Below are 16,731 nucleotides of genomic sequence, written 5' to 3' on the forward strand. Positions count from 1 at the left end.
AAAGCTTTCCCCACACCCCATGCGGGGCGCGGAAGCATCCGGCATTACCACCCGTTTCCAGGAGCTATTCCGGAGCATGGGGCAGGTTGGTCACGCATTACTCACCCGTTCGCCACTCTCACCCGCAGGCAAAGCCCGCAGGATCCCGTTCGACTTGCATGTGTTAAGCACGCCGCCAGCGTTCATCCTGAGCCAGAATCGAACCCTCCACAAAAAAACAATGCGGAAAGCCAATCAAGACTCTCACAATAAAATTGACGGTCGCCTAATAAGGAAAGGCGACTCGCACGAAAACCCCGACCCCCATCAACCGCCCTCGCGGACTCCCCCACGAGACGACAAGCACCCCGCACGGAAGCGGGAGCCGGACTGGCAATCATTGACTATAAAAGAAGTAGTACAGACACGCTCTTGAGTTCTCAAACCACCACCACACACCCACCAACCAAACCCCCCGAAGGAAGCCGGCCGGCGAGCGGCAGCAAGAGAACAACATACACCACCACCACCAACCACGCAAACCAACCCCACACCACACACCCCAAAACCCCCGGAAAACCAACCAAACACCGGCGTGTCGAAAAAACAACCAACAACCAACACAACAACACCCCAACCAACCAACCCAACAACACCCACGCCACGGCAACACCACAACATGCCACCACACCAACTAACCCAACAACACCACATCACACGTCACATCGAATACACACCGCACGCCCAACAATCAAACGACACCCATCAACCACCAATCGACCCAACCCAAACCCGCGCTTCCATACGCCACCACTCACCACAACGTGGTATCCCTGAAGTATGAGCAAAAAGATCGCAGTACTGACCGGCGCCGGCATCTCAACATCCGCCGGCATCCCCGACTTCCGCGGGCCCGACGGCGTGTGGACCAAACACCCCGAACAAACCAAGGTCTACGACATCGACGCCTTCCTCACCAGCCAAAAAGATCGCGAATACTCATGGCGCTGGCAAAAAGAATCCCCCGTATGGAACGCCCAGCCCGGCACCGCGCACAAAGCACTCGTCAAGCTCGAGCAAGCGGGACTCCTGACACTCCTCGCCACCCAGAACTTCGACGCATTGCATGAAAAAGCCGGAAACTCGCCGGACCTCATCGTGAACCTGCATGGCACCATCGGCACATCACACTGCATGAAATGCCACGCGAAATACGACACGGCTGACATCATGGCACGGCTTGACGAGGAACCCGACCCACACTGCCACCGCCGGCTCAAATACCAAGGCGACATGCCTTGCAACGGCATCATCAAAACCGATGTCGTGTATTTCGGCGAAATGCTCCCCGACGGGGCCATGGAAAAATCCATGCGTCTGGTATCCCAAGCTGATGAATTCTGGGTGATCGGCTCAACACTCGAAGTATTCCCCGCAGCATCGCTGGCGCCGATTGCCGCACAGGCAGGAGTGCCCGTCACCATCATGAACATGGGCAAAACGCAATACGACAATATCGCCACCCGGCTGATTCACGAAGATATCGCCGTCGCACTGCCGAAACTTGTCGATGAAACCATCGCCGAAGCGCAGGCCGACGAACACTAATCGCCACGTCGACTGCCATCACAGTCAACGACGACAATGCAAGAGGCCCCGGAACCTTGATTGACAAGGAATCCGGGGCCTCTTGCGATACCAGATTCGACCGTTGGAATTCAGTAAATGCGCTTGGGATCGAACCCAGCCTGCTTCAACGCATCAAGCACACGGTCAATGTGATCAGGGCCGTTCGTTTCAACAGTGACGCCAAGAGCGACCGCATTCGTGTAATGGCCAGACGCCTTGAACTGATCATGGTCGAGGGCGATCACATTCGCACGCTGTTCGGCGAGCACCTGTGCGACCTTCAACAGCTGCCCCGGCAAGTCAGGCAGTTCGACCTCGAAGTTCATGATGCGACCGCGGGCGATCATACCCTTCTGGATGACCGCGCCGATAGTGACCGTATCGATATTGCCGCCCGACATAATCGGAACGACGACATGCGGGCCAGGAGCGGACGCGAACTTGCGCGAACGCAGATTCAGATGCTCCAACGCCGCGAGCGACACCGCGCCAGCAGCTTCGACAACCAGCTTGTGCTTCTCAAGCATGAGCAGAATCATCTCGTTGATGTCACGCTCGGAAACAGTGATCAAGTCATCCAGGAATTCGTTGAGCAAGGCGAAGGTCAAGTCGCCCGGACGCTTGACGGCAACACCTTCCGCAGAAGTGACCACCTTGTCGGCGGGGACCACACGGCCGGCGGCGAACGAATTCTTGAAAGCCGGCGATCCCTCCGGAATCGCGCCGATCACACGAACTTCAGGCTTGAACGTCTTGACGGCGAGCGCCACACCGGCACCCAGACCGCCGCCGCCGAGCGGCACGACAATATCGGTGACATTCGGCACATCCTCAAGGATTTCCATCGCGATGGTGCCTTGGCCGCAGATGACCTCGTAGTCATCGAACGGCGGCACGTAGATCATGCCTTGCTCATCGCTCAGTTTCTGGGCGTACGCGGCGGCTTCGTCGAACACATCGCCGTGTAGAACCACGTCGGCGCCATACGCCTTGGTGGCGTCAACCTTGAGCGGCGGAGTGATGGTGGGCATACAAATCGTGGCTTTCGCCCCACGCTCACGGGCGGCATAGGCGACACCCTGCGCATGGTTGCCGGCAGATGCGGTGACGATACCACGAGCCAGCTGGTCCTCAGACAAGGAGGCGATCTTGTTGTAGGCTCCGCGAATCTTGAACGAACCGGTGACTTGCAGATTCTCCGGTTTGAGGAGAATCTGGTGGCCGGTCATCTCGGACAGTACCGGAGAAGGAATGACCTCCGTGTGTTTGGCCGTGCCTTTGAGCCGCTGGGCGGCCTGCTTCAATTCAGCGGCATGATCGCGCTGCAATGCTTTGAGAACCTCGTTTTGTTCCATGATCGTTATTGTAGGACGGTCAAGGCACAAGCAGTTACCGCGTCTCGTAACTTGAAGCGGAAGAACGGCCGCCATGCGGTCGATGGCAGACGAATGCCCCGCACGACGACCAGTTCTTCCGGATATGCCGCTTACAGCCTGACCGTCACTGCTTCCCACGCAGACAGCGTGCGGGAAGCGAGCGAATCGGCGGAATGCTGAGCATCGTATGATGTCAGCACAATGTCATGCGACTTCGCTGCATCATCGAGAGCGGCGGCGGTTTCTTCAGGAATGTGCGCATCTTTGCCAGACAGGTTCACGGCAACAAGCAGCCGTTCATCCCCCAGCGAGCGCGTGAACGCGTACACCTGCGGGTCGGACTCGTCAAGCAGATGCCAATCACCTGCGGACACGACCGGGTCATTGTGCCGCAGTGCAATCAGCTGCTTGAAGAAGGAGAACACCGAGTCCGGGTCGTTCTGCTGGGCTTGTGCATTGACTGTCGCATGATTCGGATTGACGCTGATCCAGGGCTCCTTGCTGGCGTCGGCGGCGGTGAATCCGGCATATTTCGAATCGTCCCACTGCATCGGGGTGCGGGCGTTGTCACGGCTGCGTTTGGCGAGCGCATCCATCATCGATTCAGCGGACTGGATGTGCGCCTGCTCAACCCGCTGGCGGAACATGTTCAGGGATTCAAGGTCGCGATACTGGTCAAGACGAGTGAAATGCGCGTTCGTCATGCCGAGCTCCTCACCCTCGTAAATGTAGGGGGTACCGCGATGCATGTGCAGCAGCATCGCCAGCGCTTTAGCGGAGTGGACACGGTTCTCCTCCGTGGAGTCATCGCCCCAACGGGACACGACGCGCGGCTGGTCGTGGTTGTCGAAGAACAGGCTCACCCATCCTTTCTTCGCAACAGCATCCTGCTGGGCGGCGAGTGTGCGCTTCAACTTCGGGACATCCAACGGGGTTGGGTTCCACTTCGTGCCGTTCTCGCAATCGATATCCACGTGGTCGAACATGAACAGCATATCCAATTCACGCGCGGCAGGATCAGTGATCTGCTCGTTGCGCTGCGCAGCCACACCAGGCGCCTCGCCAACAGTGAGATATCCTTCACGGCCGTCGAACACCTCACGATGCATTTCCTTGAGGAACTCGTCGAGACGCGGACCATCGGAGCAGAACGGGAACGGGGACGAATAGCCGTCAGGGCCGGCGGGATAATCCTCGATCTGGCTGCCCGGCTCGCCCGGAAGCTTACCGTTGGGGTCGACACGCTTGGAAATCTGCGTGATGACGTCCATGCGGAAGCCGTCAATGCCACGGTCGAGCCACCAGTTCATCATCTGGTAGACAGCGTGACGAACCTGCGGGTTCTCCCAGTTAAGATCAGGCTGCTTCGGGGAATACTGGTGGAAGAAATACTCGCCGCGCTTGGGGTCATACTGCCAAGCGGAACCGCCGAAATACGAGCCCCAGCGGTTCGGTTCGGCACCCGGCGTGCCCGGCTCATGGCCAGGACGGGCGGGACGCCACCAATACCAGTCGGCATGCGGGTCGTTCTTGTCGCGGCTCGCCTGGAACCACGCGTGTTCGTCGGACGTATGGTTGACGACCAGATCCATCACGATTTTCAGACCACGCTTGTGCGCTTGCGCGAGCAGCTCATCCATGTCGTCAAGCGTGCCAAACATCGGGTCGATGTCTTGGTAATCCGCGATATCGTAACCGTTGTCATCCTGCGGGGACTTGTAGACCGGGCTCAGCCACAGCACGTCAACGCCCAGATCGGCGAGATAATCCAGACGGCGGGTAATGCCCTTGATATCGCCGAAACCGTCACCGTCAGTGTCTTGGAAGCTGCGCGGGTAAATCTGATAGACCACGGCATTCGACCACCACGGGTTGACGGACGCTCCGTTTGTGCGGACACCGGCGGGAAGGGCCGGACGGTTGAAATTGGTCATGGCAAGCTCCTTTGCTGTCTGGTGTTGTTGTGCTGGGATTATCGTACGATGCACACGTTTTCATTCCTATTGCTGGCGTGCCGGATGCGCAAGGCAAGTTATTCGGGCGGCGCGCGGCTGAGCAGCCACACGGCGGGCGGATAGCGGGAGCGGACGCAGAGACGACAGCCAGTAACGGTCTGCCGTGCGACTGGACGACCGCACAACGCCAGGAAAAACAGACTGAGGGGCCTGTGGATGATCACAGACCCCTCAGCGGGAGAGAACAATCGAAGAGAAATAAACAAGTGAGGACCGGACCGAGCCGGAAGACAGCGAGGCCAATCGGTTCAATCCGGTGCGGTGAGTGAAAAGCCCACCAGGCTTTCCACTACCTCACTTCACCGCGCCCCTCATGACGCCGCTGACGACCCAACGCTGAGCGAAGACGTAGACGATGAGGATCGGAGCCATAGCCATCAGATAGCTGGAGAACGCCATCGGATAGTTGGTCGCGAACTGCGAGCTGAACACATACTGCGCCAGAGGAATCGTCTGATTCGACTGATCCGTCAGCACAATCAGCGGCAGCAGGAAGTCGTTCCACGCCCACAGCGCGGTCAGAATGCCAATCGTCGCGTTAATCGGGCTCATCAGCGGGAAGATGATCTTCCAGAAAATCGTCCACGTGCTCGCGCCATCCACACGCGCCGCTTCCTCAAGCGACGGCGGAATCGAACGGATGAAGCCGGTCGCAATAAACAGGTTCGTGCCCAAACCGAGCGTCATATACAGCAGAATCAGACCGAACTGGTTGTCCAAATGCCAGGCGCCCATCTGCTTGGCGATCGGCAGCATCACCACCGGGAACGGGACGAACATCGCAGCGATGAAGAAGTAGTACAGGAAGCGGAAGAAGCGCTTATCCATATTGCGTGCGACCGCATACGCGACGAAAGTGTTCGTCAGCAGGGTGAGCACCACCGCAGACACCGTGATGATCGCGGAGTTCAAAGCAGCGCGCGGATAATCGACCTTCGCCGACGCGGCGCCGAAATTGCTCCACTGCCACGAGGACGGCAAGCTGAACGTACCAGCTTCAGCCGGCGTCTTCAACGCTGTGACCACCGTGAAATACAGCGGAATCAACACAGTGAGCGACAGCACCACGGTCAAGGCGGTCAGCCACCAATTAATCCGATGATCCTTGTGGAATGTCTTGTCTTTCATGATATTCCTTTCCCCTCTGTCAGTCGGGCTTCAGCGCGCGGCTGTCAGATCTGCTCCTTGCTTCTCGAGAATCCAAGCTGGATGAACGCGACAATCGCGAGAACGATGAAGAAGATCACCGCGTTAGCCGTCTGGTAGGCGTATTCGCCGCCGGTCAGACCGCCCTTCCAGATGAGGTAGGTCACCGTTTCGGTGGAGGAGTTCGGGCCGCCCTCAGTCAAAGCGACCACCTGATCGAAGGTGCCGAGCGCGTTCTTGAGGGACAATACCAGGTTGATCGTCACAAACGGTCCAATCAGCGGGAAGGTGATCTTCCAGAACTTCTGCCAAGCATTCACGCCGTCAATCGAAGCCGCCTCGTAAATCTCATCATCGATGGTCTGCAGGCCGGCGATGTACAGCAGCGTGGAGTAAGCGACACCCTGCCACACGGCGAGGAACACCACAGGAATCCAAGCGTACTGTTCGCTGGTCAGCATCGATTCAGACAGCCAGCCGATGCCCAACGCCTTGCCAAGCGCGGGAAGCGGAGTCATGAAAATGTACTTGAACACGTAGCCGATAACCAGCGTACCCAAGATATACGGGATGAAGAAGATCGCGCGGAAACCGTTCTTGAATGCGATCTTGCTGTTCAGCAGCACCGCCAGGAACATCGAAATCAGGTTGATCAGCACCGTGATGACGATGGCGATGAAGAAGGTGAACAGGTAAGCGTGGCCGACACGATCATCGATGAACAGCGCCTGATAGTTGCGCAAACCCACCCACTTGAAGCTGCCGTACCCTTGCGAGTTCGTGAACGAGTAGCCGATGCCACGAATGAACGGGACATACAGGAAGATCGAGAAGATAATCGCCGCAGGGACGGTCATCCAGTAGAACGCGCGATCCACCTTACGGTTCGAAAACGCCGAATTGCGCTTCTTCTTCGCCGGCTTGTCCGACGCTGCTGGCTGCTGTGCCGAAATAGTTGTTGCAGACATGCTATGCTCCTTTCTCCGCGCTCTGGTCACTCAACCGTGCGAGCCTGGACTTTGTCCCATTCCTTCTGCATCGAATTGATGAAGCGGGAGACGTTGCCGCTGATCACCATGGTCTGCAGGTAGCCGCCGATATTGATGGACGACGGGATGTAGTGATCGCAGAAGTCGACCACATTGTTGCTTTCGAAGAACGGGCGGATGCCCTCAAGCGCCTTGTTGCCGAAGTAGGTCTTCTTCAGCGGGGTGATGGCGGACTGCGCCTTGGCGTAAGCGTTCAGCTGCTTCTCGCTCATCAGGAACTTGATGAACTTCATGGCCTCCTTCGGGTGCTTGGTGGTGGCGCTCATGGTGAGCATCACGTCATCGCCCGCCGTAAGCTTCTGCTCCTTGGCGTTGTTGCTCGCCGGCATTTGTGCGAAGCCGAGATCGATGTCCGGGTTGATCATCGTGATCTGCGGGATGGCGTATGTGCCGAGCGGAATGATCGCCGCCGTGCCTTTCGCGAAGTTCTGGGTGGCCTCCTGATAGGTGACGCCCTTGTCAGATGTCGAGTAGGAGTACATTTCGACTTCCTTCTGCGCGACCTCGGTCCAGATGGTCTTGAAATCGGTCTTGCCTTCCTTCAGCTTCGTGTACTCGGATTCCGGGACCAAGGTTCCCGCCAGCGATGCGAGCGGAGCCTGCGTAGTCCACGAATCCGCGACGCTCGCCTGAACCGGGTTGATGCCAGCCGCCTTGAATTTCTTGAGCATGGCAATGAATTCATCCCACGTCTTCGGCGGATTGTCCGGATCGACACCGGCCTTACGCCACAAGGTCTTGTTGTAGATATAGCCGGATGCGTTGCCGGAGAACGGAAGACCATACAGGCGCTTCTTCGCCGGATCGGTGGTCTGGACCAGGTTCTTGGCGATCTGCACCATGCCAGGATTGAGCTCCTTGACAATCGGATCATCCGTGAAGTCATGGAATACACCGGTGGCGGCGAACATGCCGAAGCTGATATCACCGTTGAATGTGATCACGTCCGGAACGCGGTTCTTGACGAGTCGCGTGCGCAAATCAGTCTGCGCATTCGCGGAATTGTTGATATTGATGTGGATGTTCGGGTTTTCTTTTTCGAACTCCTGAACCATCTTCTTGAACTGGTCGGCAGCTTCGGATTTGAACTGGAAGAAGTCCAGCGTCACCGTCTGCGCGTTCGACGCTCCACACCCTGCGGCACCGAGCCCCATCACCGCGACACATGCCACGGTGAGTGCACGACGAAGTACCGACCTGAGCGTTCCGCGTCCTGAATGGGAATCCGTCTTCATGAAGACTCCTTTGACTCTTCCGTACCGCAGCGTCTTCGCCGCGGCTTTGTTTGTGGTTCCGAGGATACGTGAACATGGATTTCATTCCCACCCCCTGCGCGCCTCTTGCATGAGGAAAGAAAAACACGGTATTTTTATGTATTGAGAAAGAAAATACAAGATACCAGATGCGAGGCAATGAGAACAGGGTCGTATCCTCGCGCGCCGGCGGCAGCACACAGGCAAGGAGCAGCGATGGCAGCATACGCGACAGATGCGCGGAAATCCGCGGAATCAGACAATGACAACAGGCAGACATCGGATGTCCAATGGTTCAGCGGCTCCCCGCAAACCCACCGGGTGGCTCGCGCCATCGCACAATACGGCCCCATCGCACGCACGACGCTCGCCCAACTCCTAGGAGTGTCACAAGGCGCATTGTCGCGCATCACCAGCGATCTGATATACGAAGGCGTCATCGAGGAGCTCCCCGCCGGCACGACAGAACAAGGCAAGCTGCCGCAGGGCTTCACCCCGAAAGAACCGCGCGAAAAACGAGGGCGCCCCCAGACCAATCTGCGCCTGCGGGCCGGCGAGCGCACCTTCCTCGGCGTCAACATCCACGGTTCCGAGGTCAGCATTGTGGCTGTTGACGCACTGTGCCGGCCGGTCGGGCCGTGTCGCACGTTCACGCTTGAATCCACCAAACCGCAGGATGTTGCCACGCTGATCGGCAGCGCGATCCAAGATTACCGCCGGTCCGTCGCCCCCAGTCCAGTGGCTGTCGGGCTGAGTTTTGGCGGGCATGCCGAGGATGACCGGTATGTGACGTATGCGCCGTTCTTGCATTGGGACGGCAGGGTTGATGCCGCCGGGGCGATTGAACAGACCGGCGGACTGCCGACGGCGGTGTTCAATGATCTGGATTCGTTACTGCAGTATGAGAGCTGGTTCGGGGCGGGAATCGGCGTGCGGCGGTTTGCGGTGGTCACCATTGGGGCGGGCGTCGGGTATTCGCTTGCAGAAGACGGGATGCCTGTGGACTACCCGGACAAAAGTTACGGTCTGGCAGGACATATTCTTGTCGACCCGGAGGGACCGCGTTGCTATGCGGGGCATACCGGCTGTTCGCAATGTCTGACCAATGACTCCTTGGCCGAGGAGTATTCGGCCTTGGTGGGGCATATGGTCACCTTCGACCAGTTCGCCGCCGATGCGCAACAAGGGACCGCTCAGGCGCGGCAACTGGTCAACCGGCTGTGCTTCCGTCTTGGTGTGCTGGTGTCCACGGTCGCGAACTTCGCGATGCCGTCCAAGGTGCTGATCAGCGGGGAATCCTCATACTTGGCGAAGATGAACCGGGAGTCCATCCGCAATGGCATCAACTGGTATCGTCCCAGCCAGGCGGCGACCGTTGACTTCGAAATTCTCGACTTCTCTTGGGAAAGCTGGGCGAAAGCCGCGGCAGCGCGGGCAATTGCGCGGTATATCGGGTGAGGCGGGGTGGCCATGGGATTGAAGTCAGAGGGCACGGCGATACCGCACTTCACCATCGGCGTCGTGGACAATGACGCATTCGCCCTTGCCGCGATGGGCAACTACCTGTCACGCGCCCTCGCCGACAGCACCGACCTGGATTGGCTGACGACATCAGCCACGACAGCGATACACCGTTGCCTGACCGAACCATGCCCAGACATGCTGCTCGTGGACATGTCCATGTCCGAAATGAGCGGAATCGAAGTCATCCGCACCATCCGGGAACGAGACAGCCGCATCATGCTGCTCGCGGTAACATCCTTCCCTCTTGATGAATACGCGCAATCCGCGGCGGATGCCGGCGCCCAGGCAATCGCAGCAAAGGGCGACGTGCGACAGCTCACGGCAACGATACTCGGCGTGCAACGCAGGCAACCATATCGATACGCTTCCATCGATTTTCCCCTTGCACAAGACGCGTTCGCACGGCTTGCACACCATCGGCAACACGATGGCATCGATTCGTTGACACCTCGCGAACGTACCATTGTCGAACTCAGCGCCGACGGCAACACCTCGGTCAATATCGCGCGGCAGCTGGGGCTCTCCCCCGCGACAGTCGGAACATATATCCAGCGCGCCTGCCGCAAATGCGGAGTCAAGAACAGGGTCCAGCTCATTGCGCTTCTGGTCAAGCGGAGGAATACCAGATGAGTACGCGACAATTGTGCCAACGCTTTCGTCAGCAGTTCAAATCACAAGGCTACGGCGAAATCTTGCTTTTCGGGCAACCCGTGATGACGCCTGCAACAGGGCAACGTCTCTTCCTTGCAGCCGTCATGGCTGTCTGCCTGGTTGCAGACTGCTACCCAGCGGCGACCGGACTTGCCGACGACCAATCCGGGCCGATCGCCTGGATACTGCTTGTCATGTATGCGTGCGCCTGCGCGTTGCTACCTCTCATGCCGCAATGGATGAGCATTGGCGTCATCGCGCTCACTGCAATCTGCATACCGTTGCCGTGGACGCATCTCGAAGATCTGACATTCGGGTGCGCGCTGGCGTTCGCTGCGCTGTACTACTGCCTGCCCACGTGGATTGGATTGGCAGTCCAAGTGGCGTTTACCGCCGAGTTCGCCATCTATCACGTATTCTGGGGCCGAGGGACGGCATTCGTCATTATCGGCATCATCTTGCAGGTCGCGTCCTCTGTTATCGGATACACCTACCGTCGGCAACGGCTGAACGAACAGAACAAGCGCAACGCGGAGCTCCTGCACCAAGCCGAGGCGTCTATTGCACGCACGGAACGCGACCTCTCGCTGGCACGCAACCTTCATGACACGCTGACCAACGATCTGGCAAGTATTTCCATGCTCTGCGGAACGCTCCTCCTTGATTGCAAGGATCCGGAACAACGACGTACGTTGCGCGCGATTGACGATACGTCCCGCGAAGCCATGCAGTGCGCTCACCATGTCATTGACGTGCTGCGCAATACAGGAGAATCTCGCACAGCTTCAATGTCGGACGCATGGCAGAACTCGTTGCGCGAATTGCTTGACCGGCAGGCACGGCACCTTACGGCCTGCGGATACCATGGAGCGGCAACATTTGAGCACAATTTCGAACAGATGCCGATACGCCAAGACGTATACGACGAACTGGCATCGTTCACCATCGAACTGTTCGCGAATATCGAGCACCATTGCCCAAACGGCGGCGATTTCTCCATTCGTTACCGAATCGAACATGGCCGACTGGTCATCGTACAGACGAACACGGCTGGCGAGGATGACAGACATACGCGATCCTGCAGGGGGCTGGCATTGCACCGTCGCATCATCGAGTCAATGGGCGGGGAATTGACATACGCAACGGATGAGGATGTCTGGATGTTGCGCGCCGCTTTCGTGCTTTCTCCCGCTGCTGTACCGCGTTCCCGGCACTGAGCCGCACCTCTCGCATCGGATCAATCGCGCACCTGTCATTGAACAATGACAGAACATGGATTCGCCTGTTCTCACTTCCTACCGTATGTCCCAAGGTGAGGGAATGAGCCCGAACCCAGATTCCGAAAGGAGCGAGAAGTTGAACAATATCAAAAAACAAGTAACAGCGACGGTGCTCGCAATTACCATGTTGTTTGCCAGCGCAGGGGCAGCATGTGCTAGCACAGTATATTACCGCGGAACACGTGTGAGCTGGGACCATGGGCGCTCATATGGTGTGTACAGCTATTCAAACGTTCAATCGCATTATTATGATCATTCTTCCACCGCGAACACCACATGGTCCGGTTGGAAGAAAGCTGGAACATCAGCGAACGCACGACAATTTATAGGTACCCATCCGGCAACTGCATATTGGGATTGCCGGGGCTAATTCGAAAATATTTGCCTCAGCATAACCACTCATAAGGGCATCAATATTGATGCCCCGCTATCCTTTTGTCAGGAGAAACCGATGCAACGGTGGATGAACATCGTCATAGTGCTGTTGTTAACGCTGATGAGCGTGGCGACCGCGATGCTTTCATTATCAGCGCTCAGCGACCGGTATTCCCGGATAATCAGCGATTACCCGCAGCAGAGCCGATCCGTATTCCTCACGGACATTGCGCAAGAGAACAGTGATTCCGCTCTCGACCTGCTGAAAACCAGGGTCGCCGGTGCACATGGGACCATTATTCGAACAGACAGCAAGCTCGCCGACAATGACGAGGGAGCGGCTTGCGGGTATCTCATCGGCGTCTTCGGAGATGTCCAACGGCACCCAGACGATATGCGACTCACCGCTTTCGGGAGCACCGTGCTCGATGCAACGACACTGTCGAAGCTCCTGCGTGCTGAACAGCATGCGACGTTGGGACTGGACCAGAATCGCGCCGATATGATCGCCGACCTGCCCAACGTGCGATACGGAACCAGCGTGACCGTCATGCAACTGGACAGACTCGCGGAACGCTCCGGCACAGTGAACGGAGAATACCGAATCATAGGACTATCGCAATCACAATATGATGCGCTCGTCTCCAGTCTGAGTGCGGCGACAGGAATAAGCGCCGAACGTCTGCAACAGCCCCTTCACGGCTCCGATACCACCGATAATCTCCAACGTACCATCGCCGAATGCCTCCTCGCCGCTGCCACCATACTGCTCACCGTCATTTTGGTTCTCGGCGCCTACCAGCAATTCAGCACACTGGGAATCCACATCATGCTGGGCTGGTCTCGCATCGGATACGCCTGGATGGTATACCGGCCAATGCTGCTATGGTCACTGGTCACGCTGCCGATTATCGCCGCATGCGTGTTCTGGGGTGTCACATCGTTCCCTATTTCAGGGCAGCTGACCGCATACTGCCTGACACGCGGCATTGTCGTATGCGCACTTGCCCTTCTCGCAGCCTGTCTCGGGTCATGCGTATTCCTGACCGTTCATCCAGTCGATGCCATTCGCAATCGGATATCGAAGCGAGGACTGCTCGTCGTGCTTGTCATCCTGTATTGCTGCTCATCAGGCGCGTTAGTATCCGGCGGCACCGCCATGGACAGCCCGATGCATGAAGTCCAGCATCTCAGCTCGATACGCGCTTCATGGTCACCCTATCGGTCGATGCGGCTGCTGTACCATGAGACGCCCGGAACGAACCAAAGCAGTTTCACCGGGCAATCAAGCGAGCACTTCAAAGAAACCTACGACTGGTATTCCTCCATCGCCGGCCAAAAAGGCGTGTATATCGCGAATATGGCGCATTACAACGAAGATAATCTCCAGTCGTGGGAAGCCATCTACCATGCCGCTCCGGAACAACCGTTCTGGCAACTCGATGCATCCCCAAACTATCTGACAGATCAAGGGTTTGCTATCCCCCAGGAGGTTACGAACCGGGCAAAACGCGGCGAACGCATCTTCCTCATACCTGACACGTGGACCGCCCGGCAGCGCACAGCCATGGAAACATACCAGAAGCTGGATAGCGAGCATAACGCCGAGTGGAAAGGATCGATCGTCACGTCGTACATGAAGCATCGCGATATCAGTTTTGTGACATATCACCCGTCCGTCAAACTGTTCACGTGGAATACCGACGACACATTGCCCAACTGGACAACCGACCCGGTAATACTCGTATGCACCCCCGAAAACATGACACCATTCGAGGGAGAGAATCTCAGCGCCGTTGGTCTGGAAAACAGCATGATCAAGCTCAGCGAGCCGGCCGCACAACGATACGCGACCCAACGGTATTTTGCGCAATATCATTTGGAAGACAACAATCCGCAGTATATTCCGGTCGATGATTTCATCGCCGGCCTGACGAAGACCGCGACCCAGACCATTCAGTTCTTCGGTTTGGTCATGGCGTTCCTCGCATCACTCGAACTGGTGCTGTCCATAGCGATGTGCCGGATTTTCGCGGCGACGTACCGTACCCGTATCGCGGTCAAACGGCTGCTCGGATACCCGCTGGTCAGCATCTTTGCGCCCACATTCCTTACCGTTGTACTGGTATCGACGATATCCATCGCCATTGCGGCTTTCATTCATTCCATGGCGGCATTCGCATTCACCACGCTTCTAGCAGTGCTCCAGACTGTCATCCTCCTGTCGGACACGCGACGAATCGCAACCAAGGAACTGGCCACCATGATCGCGCAGGAATAATGCGACTATCGACCTTGCCGCCGAAAGCGCGACCCATCATCCCAATTATCATCCGAAAGGCATCATCATGACGACACAGATTGGACAGCCCATAGTGGACATCCAGGACGTCTCCAAAACCTTCGCGAACCGAACCGTGCTGGAACATGTCACGGCATCCGTGGCATGTGGAGAGAGCCTGGCGATTACCGGCCCATCAGGCTCGGGAAAATCAACACTGCTCAATATGATTGGACTACTGGACGAGCCGACAACAGGTCGCATCTGCTTTGAGGGCTCTGCATATCCCGGCATGAATTCCGCTGCGGCGACCCGCATGCGCCGCAACCGCATCAACTACCTGTTCCAGTCCTACGCCCTCATCACCGATATCACTGCGTTGGACAATGTGCTACTCGGATTGAAATATGCGCCAGGCAATACAGAAGATAAGCGCGATGACGCTGTAAATCTGCTTCAACGACTCGGCTTGGGACAAGTTATCAACGACCGTGTCATGACACTTTCCGGCGGCGAACAACAACGCGTTGCTCTCGCCCGATGCATGCTCAAGCCCGGAGACCTGATTCTCGCAGATGAACCAACAGGAGCCCTTGATCCGCATCTTGCCCATGACATGTTCAGCCAGATGCTGCAACTCCAACGCGATTTCGGGAAGACCCTGGTCGTTGTCACGCACGACGAAACAATCGCCCAGCGCTGTGACAGGCGACTGTGCCTCACACGGGAGGCGTCAGGCAGAACCACGCTGGAGGCGGTCTGAGAGGTTGCTGGAACCGGTGCGGCGCAGACGTGTAACGCGGCCGCAAACCCAAAGTAAGGGGCGGCGTGAGCCATCGTTGCAGGCCGGTGTATGAGAATTGGCTCGCACAACAGGCTGTCAGGAGGGCGGAACGACGAAGTCCGTGTGTTCCGCCCGCCGTTTTGTGAGCGAATCCTCACACCAAGACGCCCAAACGTGCCGGATTGTCCAATCCGGCGGCATCCACCCACCACTGTGTGAGCGAATCCTCACAAAGCGATACTCGAGCAACCCCGAATCGCCCTCTCAGGGTGTTTGCAGTGGCCGGTTTGTGAGCGAATCCTCACAAAGTGAGTATCCCAGACTGCCGAATCAGCAACTCACTGCACTCTACCGCGCAGTTTGTGAGCGAATCCTCACATCAAGACGGGGCCACACAACCGACATGCCGCCGGCCGCACAGCCCCGAACCACACTCGGCAACCGCCCCGTATCAGCTACTGCAACTGGTACGTGTGTGAAACCTTGGCGCCTGAGAAATCAAAGGTGCCGCTCACTTCGACATCCACCGGCGAATCGTCCTGGAGCACGTAGCCGACACTCACCTGCTGGGTTGCGCCGGGCTGCACCTCCTGAAGGCTGGCATTGGAATCGTAGCCGGCCGGCGCTTCCGTATAGATCGCCAAGTCAAGCTCCTTGCCATTCTGGAAAGCTTTCGCGGATGTCGCCACCGAGAACACCTGGTTCTTGTCGGTGTTGTTCGTCCACTCGTAGGTCACCAGCACAGTCGGCTGACCGTTGTAATCAGCCCCAGACTTGGCGGCGGACACAATCTTGACGTGAAGCTTGTCAAGATCACCCTCAGTATCCTGCGCCCCAGACGCCGCAGCAGCGGAAGACGACGATTCACCGCCGCTCTTCTTCGCATCAGACGAAGCCGACTGGGACGTGGTGGAAGACGTGCCAAGCGCATCATCAAGCGCCTTGCCAGTAGCCTGCTGCATCACCAGCGTAATCACCATCGCCAAAATCGTCAGAATAACCGCTGCGATTGCGAGCCCCCTGCCGCGGCGCTTGCCGTACCGCTTGGTGGCAACCATGCCGACAATACCGAACACCAGACCGATCACACCAAGAATGAACGCGACATTGTTGATGATGGGGATGAAACTGAAAATAATGCCGATGATACCAAGTACCAGTCCTGTGATCGCGGCGGCGCTCAACTTGCGCGGACGGTCTTCATCAGGGTCATTGTCTGGCGCAGGTTGAGGGTATACGGTGTTCGGCGGGAGCGTCCCCCCCGGGAGTCGCCTGCATCGTGGGAGCCACCTGCTGTTGCGGCGTGTATACGGTTTGAGAGCCGCCATACGGCTGCGGCTCAAACTGCTGATTGTTGTCCATGTCATCCTCGCTTTTCTCTTCCGGTCA

The 16,731-nt window shown here is 57.5% G+C and carries 12 protein-coding genes and 1 rRNA gene; 6 read left to right on the top strand and 7 right to left on the bottom strand.

All coding sequences use genetic code 11. The features are described 5' to 3' along the window. A 16S ribosomal RNA gene (locus DSM100238_RS04680) occupies positions 1-214 on the bottom strand; the annotation flags it as partial. Positions 215-819: 605 nt separating this feature from the next. On the opposite strand from DSM100238_RS04680, the gene DSM100238_RS04685 reads away from it, so the two are divergent. Continuing rightward, the gene (locus DSM100238_RS04685) at positions 820-1,587 is read left to right on the top strand and encodes an SIR2 family NAD-dependent protein deacylase (RefSeq protein ID WP_152355544.1); all 768 of its coding nucleotides are present in this window, start codon (positions 820-822) and stop codon (positions 1,585-1,587) included. A 110-nt stretch (positions 1,588-1,697) separates the two neighbouring features. On the opposite strand, the gene ilvA is transcribed toward DSM100238_RS04685, so the two are convergent. The 5 genes from ilvA to DSM100238_RS04710 form a co-directional block, all read right to left on the bottom strand. After that, complete coding sequence (ilvA, locus tag DSM100238_RS04690; RefSeq protein ID WP_152355545.1) at positions 1,698-2,963, bottom strand: threonine ammonia-lyase; 1,266 nt, start codon at positions 2,961-2,963, stop codon at positions 1,698-1,700. Positions 2,964-3,094: 131 nt separating this feature from the next. Continuing rightward, positions 3,095-4,918, bottom strand: a complete 1,824-nt coding sequence (locus tag DSM100238_RS04695; protein WP_152355546.1) for a glycoside hydrolase family 13 protein — start codon at positions 4,916-4,918, stop codon at positions 3,095-3,097. A gap of 375 nt (positions 4,919-5,293) precedes the next feature. After that, positions 5,294-6,127: a carbohydrate ABC transporter permease gene (locus DSM100238_RS04700; protein ID WP_152355547.1), complete on the bottom strand. Its 834-nt coding sequence runs from the start codon at positions 6,125-6,127 to the stop codon at positions 5,294-5,296. Positions 6,128-6,171: 44 nt separating this feature from the next. Beyond that, on the bottom strand, positions 6,172-7,113 hold the full coding sequence (locus DSM100238_RS04705; RefSeq protein WP_152355548.1) for a carbohydrate ABC transporter permease: 942 nt from the start codon (positions 7,111-7,113) through the stop codon (positions 6,172-6,174). 26 nt (positions 7,114-7,139) lie between these two features. After that, positions 7,140-8,429 carry an ABC transporter substrate-binding protein gene (locus DSM100238_RS04710; RefSeq protein ID WP_152355549.1) on the bottom strand — a complete coding sequence of 430 codons (1,290 nt, stop codon included), beginning with the start codon at positions 8,427-8,429 and terminating at the stop codon, positions 7,140-7,142. A gap of 234 nt (positions 8,430-8,663) precedes the next feature. Between DSM100238_RS04710 and DSM100238_RS04715 the strand changes: the two genes are divergently transcribed. The 5 genes from DSM100238_RS04715 to DSM100238_RS04740 all read left to right on the top strand — a co-directional run bounded on the left by DSM100238_RS04715 (position 8,664) and on the right by DSM100238_RS04740 (position 15,321). Next, positions 8,664-9,905 carry an ROK family transcriptional regulator gene (locus DSM100238_RS04715; protein ID WP_152355550.1) on the top strand — a complete coding sequence of 414 codons (1,242 nt, stop codon included), beginning with the start codon at positions 8,664-8,666 and terminating at the stop codon, positions 9,903-9,905. A 12-nt stretch (positions 9,906-9,917) separates the two neighbouring features. Continuing rightward, on the top strand, positions 9,918-10,601 hold the full coding sequence (locus DSM100238_RS04720) for a response regulator transcription factor (RefSeq protein WP_152355551.1): 684 nt from the start codon (positions 9,918-9,920) through the stop codon (positions 10,599-10,601). After that, on the top strand, positions 10,598-11,839 hold the full coding sequence (locus DSM100238_RS04725) for a sensor histidine kinase (protein WP_167511042.1): 1,242 nt from the start codon (positions 10,598-10,600) through the stop codon (positions 11,837-11,839). The genes DSM100238_RS04720 and DSM100238_RS04725 overlap by 4 nt, the downstream gene beginning before the upstream one ends. Positions 11,840-12,365: 526 nt before the next feature. Next, a complete protein-coding gene (locus DSM100238_RS04735; protein WP_152355554.1) occupies positions 12,366-14,558 on the top strand; it encodes a hypothetical protein in 2,193 nt (730 codons plus the stop codon). A gap of 67 nt (positions 14,559-14,625) precedes the next feature. Next, positions 14,626-15,321: an ABC transporter ATP-binding protein gene (locus DSM100238_RS04740; protein ID WP_152355555.1), complete on the top strand. Its 696-nt coding sequence runs from the start codon at positions 14,626-14,628 to the stop codon at positions 15,319-15,321. Between the two features lie 476 nt (positions 15,322-15,797). Here DSM100238_RS04740 and DSM100238_RS04745 read toward each other — a convergent pair whose 3' ends face one another. Beyond that, positions 15,798-16,709, bottom strand: coding sequence for a DUF5067 domain-containing protein (locus DSM100238_RS04745; RefSeq protein ID WP_152355556.1), 912 nt, complete (start codon positions 16,707-16,709; stop codon positions 15,798-15,800). Positions 16,710-16,731: the final 22 nt, after the last annotated feature.

This window comes from Bifidobacterium apri (genome assembly GCF_009299485.1).
Classification (GTDB): Bacteria; Actinomycetota; Actinomycetes; order Actinomycetales; family Bifidobacteriaceae; genus Bifidobacterium; species Bifidobacterium apri.

Coding starts and splice junctions, on each gene's coding strand:
- DSM100238_RS04725 (WP_167511042.1), top strand. CDS start 10,598: ATGAGTACGCGACAATTGTGCCAACGCTTTCGTCAGCAGTTCAAATCA.
- DSM100238_RS04705 (WP_152355548.1), bottom strand. CDS start 7,113: ATGTCTGCAACAACTATTTCGGCACAGCAGCCAGCAGCGTCGGACAAG.
- DSM100238_RS04700 (WP_152355547.1), bottom strand. CDS start 6,127: ATGAAAGACAAGACATTCCACAAGGATCATCGGATTAATTGGTGGCTG.
- DSM100238_RS04745 (WP_152355556.1), bottom strand. CDS start 16,709: ATGACATGGACAACAATCAGCAGTTTGAGCCGCAGCCGTATGGCGGCT.
- DSM100238_RS04740 (WP_152355555.1), top strand. CDS start 14,626: ATGACGACACAGATTGGACAGCCCATAGTGGACATCCAGGACGTCTCC.
- DSM100238_RS04710 (WP_152355549.1), bottom strand. CDS start 8,429: ATGAAGACGGATTCCCATTCAGGACGCGGAACGCTCAGGTCGGTACTT.
- DSM100238_RS04715 (WP_152355550.1), top strand. CDS start 8,664: ATGGCAGCATACGCGACAGATGCGCGGAAATCCGCGGAATCAGACAAT.
- DSM100238_RS04685 (WP_152355544.1), top strand. CDS start 820: ATGAGCAAAAAGATCGCAGTACTGACCGGCGCCGGCATCTCAACATCC.
- ilvA (WP_152355545.1), bottom strand. CDS start 2,963: ATGGAACAAAACGAGGTTCTCAAAGCATTGCAGCGCGATCATGCCGCT.
- DSM100238_RS04695 (WP_152355546.1), bottom strand. CDS start 4,918: ATGACCAATTTCAACCGTCCGGCCCTTCCCGCCGGTGTCCGCACAAAC.
- DSM100238_RS04720 (WP_152355551.1), top strand. CDS start 9,918: ATGGGATTGAAGTCAGAGGGCACGGCGATACCGCACTTCACCATCGGC.
- DSM100238_RS04735 (WP_152355554.1), top strand. CDS start 12,366: ATGAACATCGTCATAGTGCTGTTGTTAACGCTGATGAGCGTGGCGACC.